Below are 3,502 nucleotides of genomic sequence, written 5' to 3' on the forward strand. Positions count from 1 at the left end.
AAAAACTATATAAAGTACGGTGTTCTACTATTGAACGGAGTTTTGCGGATGCCAAGGAACTACATGGCTATCGATATACTCGGTTTCGAGGGCTGAAGTCTGTCCAAATGCAAGCATATCTTACCGCAGCTTGTCAAAACATGAAAAAAATAGCCCTTCACCTGACCAAAAGCGGTCAGGTGAAGGGCTATTTTTCTTATTTTTATCATGTTCTAGTTCTTTTGTTCATTAACAAATCAATAATTCCCAGAGTGTCGGAAATCCTGAAGGGTTTCCCAACACTCTGACAATAAGCTGTCCATACGGACAGCTTATTGTCAGAATTATCGTTTTTGGCAGTCAATCATTTCTGAAATCGTATGTATTTTCAGGAACATTTAATGTATGTCCGTTAATGATTACTGTATTATTGTCTTGCCAAACAATTTTTGCTGTATCTTTTCGGTAATGTTGATGGGTGTGTTGTGGGACTCTTAGAGCAGCAACCCTGTCACTAGACTTAAATATTGATTAGATGATTTTTAATAAATCAACATTCCCTCAATATTCCATATCAAGGAATCTACACCTGTGGAAAAATGAGCAATTGGTTTTACTTCGGAAAGGTCAAAATGAAAAGGTGTAAAAAGGGGATTTCTGAATATTTCTATCTCTGCTTTCTGTAATGGCCAAGGTCGATGGTGTATTTCACCACAATAGATGTTGGCTCCATTATTTGAACTATAGAGGCAATATCGCTCAGTGAACCAATGGTCCAACGTTCCTTCTTTTGGAAAATAAACTTCCGATACAGGAACGTATTTGCCCTTAAACGATATAGGAGTATTTGTGTTTCCTTTACGAATACTCTGGCAATGAAAGGTTTGTCCTTCCTTTCGAAAAGAAATTTGTGCCGAATGGTAAGGTAAACGATACCATCTTTTTGCAATCTTTAAGGAAGCCCAGTTCTCAACATCAATAGACATAAAATAAATACCAGGTTTGCCATTGCATTTAACATATGTCCTTACATTGATTTCTGGAAATTTAGGAGTTATGGAAACAGATGATATTCCACGGGGATAGATTCCCTCTAAAACGAATAAAATGACACTTAACCATGCTGAGCCATTAAAGGTGTCAATTTGTAAAGAAGAAGGAATATGTGGCTGTAGTTTTTCAAGTGGAATAGGCTAATGCAAAAACAATAGATTTCTCCAAGTTTGTCGCATAATCCAATGTTTCGAAGGTAATGGCCAAGAACGATGAATAATATCATTTATTATATTCATGAAATGTCCCCCTGTTTTCATATGTCTATAGTTTGGTGGAAAATAAAAATTTAATACGATTAAGAATACCAAAAAGCTCAATTATTTTTAAAGCATTATCTTGATATGTATATAATCCTCCTTTTTATAAGTACACCCCAATTGTTAGATACACTCTAACAATTGGAGGTGCTTTTTTATATACGGAAATTCTCTGAATGTGGTGGTATCTCTAATAAACAAATTTAATTATATATTTAGTTATGACTATTAAATTTATATTCAAATTCAGGTGCTGTTTGTGCAAAATAACCGCTTCGTACTTGACCTGCCCAGTTGTTTAAGGCTTCTTTCCATGGAACGCTATTAAAAAATTGTTCAACAGTTACCGTATCAGAGAACCACACGATTGGCGTAAATGGTGCAGTTTGACCAGACCAAACCCCACTTGCTCTATCTAACATAGCTCTCTCTGCAACGAGAAGTAGAGGGAGTCCATATTGATATCCCATTGCTGGTTCAATTTGTAAAAATGGTGAATATGGTTCACCCTGGCTTGTAGGACCATTGGGTACCAAAAGAGCAGCTGCCAATCCATAGCTTGAGTTAACTACGGTACGAATACCTTCTAATGTTGTATCAGGATACTCGTCAGTATTTGGCAATGTTCTAGGGAAAAGAAGAACTTTTTTAATTTCTTTGAACATCCTAACAATAAAGCGTTGTCTCGTAATATCTAGAGTAAAAAGGTTTTGGTGGCTGAAAAAGACTGGAATTTTAAATAGGGCAGAAGCAGCCTCAGTTAAATCTTGCAGATCTTTTTCATGCTGTTCCTTTTCTTGAGGACTTAATACTTGAGGATTTAAAATGTAAGGTTTCTCCAAATCAATTCATCCTTTATCTAAATTTAATATAGAATCTATTATTATATTATTAATTTTATAAACCTTTGGTTGGATTATTAATCTAATAGATTCAGAAAAAAGGTTATCTAAGATTTTTATTTTCGCATTTTTCGTAATTAGTTAATCGAGGGGTTTAACCCCTGTACAATTAGTCAGCCAGATTGTTTAACTGGGAGGGATTTTTTGTTCATATAATTAAGTGTTATTGGTAGTAAAATTCTAGAAATTTATAAAAAATCTCTTTAGATTGTGCTTATCATTCAATGCTATTTGGTTCAAACACTTAATCTAATTTGATAAGATTGATTGCCGCAGCTATGACAGGACCATCACAGAGAGTTAAAGCTTGATTTTGGTCGCTTCGGTTTCTTAGTTGAACAATTGAATTTGATGGTATAAACACAATAGCTTCTCCATGAACTTGCAAACAATCTTGATCATTAGGGTCTACAATGTCGATGCCAAAAGTGGTTTGAAGTCCTGGTACTTCAATCGAGTTGAGGAATATAGCTACTATTATGTGTTTGAAAGGAGCTATTGGTTCTGATATGTTTGCAGTTATGGTATAAGTAATAGAATAGTATCCTCCTTGAGTAATTTGAATATCAGTTGGGGTTGTTAAAGTTACTCCTCCAACTGAAGCGCCAGTAGCGTTGAAAGGAATAGACTGATTAGGAAGAACTGGAGTAGTGAGAAACGTATTACGATAAAAATTACCAAAAGCAGGAGAAAAAACTGGAGCTTGGGGAAACGCACAAGGGTAGAAGTTTCTATTTTCTGACAATAATAATTCATCTCCTTTTTTATGATATTTAATATATTACATGTAAAATGAACTCTTTTTGCTTGTATCTTTGTCCATACTTGTCCAACAAATTTTATAATGAATACTCTATGCATGTGAAGTCAACATAACGTCCTATTATCAATAGTAAGGAAAAGATGGAATCCTTACTCTCATAAGGAATCCGCCTTTCTTTTTTTTATGATCCTATTCATTTTTTATACATTTCTATCCTGGTGTAGGTTTCAGGGTTCCCGTTTGTTATTGGATTAGCCGAAAAACTGTATAAAATCTTGCATGCTCTTAGCGTGGTTTTTTTCTGAAATGCTGGCGGTACCTCTATTAGTATTTAAGTTTTTGAAACCAACGAATTGGTAAAAATTTAGATGAAACAAGAAAAGACAGGTCATTCAGTGAAGTTTTCTTTTTTGTGATATTTGGATGTTAAAAAGACACTCATATTGAGTGTCTTTTTACAGTTAACAAATTAAAATAAATATCTTATTTATTTTAATAAGTTACAAATGAAAGGCTTGTTAATGAAGATGAAACACTTAAATCAT

At 34.1% G+C, this 3,502-nt stretch carries 5 protein-coding genes; 1 reads left to right on the forward strand and 4 read right to left on the reverse strand.

Translation table 11 applies throughout. The annotated features are described in order from the left end of the window. Positions 1 to 287: transposase (locus PLX19_RS25770; protein ID WP_272191779.1), on the forward strand; the 287-nt coding region annotated here is incomplete at its 5' end. A 52-nt stretch (positions 288 to 339) separates the two neighbouring features. Here the strand turns inward: PLX19_RS25770 and PLX19_RS25775 are convergent. The 4 genes from PLX19_RS25775 to PLX19_RS25790 all read right to left on the reverse strand — a co-directional run bounded on the left by PLX19_RS25775 (position 340) and on the right by PLX19_RS25790 (position 2,939). Next, entirely contained in the window at positions 340 to 507 is a 168-nt protein-coding gene (locus PLX19_RS25775; protein ID WP_272191782.1) for a DUF5412 family protein, read from the reverse strand. 14 nt (positions 508 to 521) lie between these two features. Then, positions 522 to 1,169: a YqjF family protein gene (locus PLX19_RS25780; protein ID WP_272191783.1), complete on the reverse strand. Its 648-nt coding sequence runs from the start codon at positions 1,167 to 1,169 to the stop codon at positions 522 to 524. A 338-nt stretch (positions 1,170 to 1,507) separates the two neighbouring features. After that, positions 1,508 to 2,134: a hypothetical protein gene (locus tag PLX19_RS25785; RefSeq protein ID WP_272191780.1), complete on the reverse strand. Its 627-nt coding sequence runs from the start codon at positions 2,132 to 2,134 to the stop codon at positions 1,508 to 1,510. A 304-nt stretch (positions 2,135 to 2,438) separates the two neighbouring features. Then, on the reverse strand, positions 2,439 to 2,939 hold the full coding sequence (locus PLX19_RS25790; protein WP_272191781.1) for an exosporium leader peptide: 501 nt from the start codon (positions 2,937 to 2,939) through the stop codon (positions 2,439 to 2,441). Positions 2,940 to 3,502: the final 563 nt, after the last annotated feature.

It is taken from the genome of Bacillus sp. BP-3 (assembly GCF_028401955.1).
Taxonomy (GTDB): Bacteria; Bacillota; Bacilli; order Bacillales; family Bacillaceae_G; genus Bacillus_A.